The organism is Vibrio sp. 10N.222.52.B7 (assembly GCF_041474275.1).
GTDB lineage: Bacteria > Pseudomonadota > Gammaproteobacteria > Enterobacterales > Vibrionaceae > Vibrio > Vibrio crassostreae_C.
This window is the reverse complement of the sequence record NZ_JBFRTU010000495.1, coordinates 1-271: the sequence shown is the minus strand read 5'-3', so window position 1 is coordinate 271 and position 271 is coordinate 1. Positions and strand designations below refer to the sequence as shown.

The 271-nt window shown below is 40.6% G+C and carries 1 protein-coding gene; it reads left to right on the top strand.

The genetic code is table 11. From position 1 onward, the window contains the following. The coding region (locus AB4512_RS23860) for a multicopper oxidase domain-containing protein (RefSeq protein ID WP_372175979.1) at nt 1–271 on the top strand (271 nt) is incomplete at both ends.

Genomic DNA, 271 nt, shown 5'->3' with positions numbered 1-271 from the left:
TTGTTACCTCTTAACCCGGTACCTAATCTAGATCTTGCTAATGCTGAAGAGATCGATTTTGTGTTCGAGTGGGAAGGTGCGGTATCACCAGTTTCTAAAAATGGGAAATCGATGCCTAAGTTTTGGCTTACTAATAAAAGATCATGGGAAGGAATGAGCAAAGACAATATTCCTGAGCCGTTGACGACTTTAGAGTTAGGTAAGACTTACATATTCGATCTAAAGAACGTCACCCAATACCATCACCCGATCCATATTCACGGTCATACAT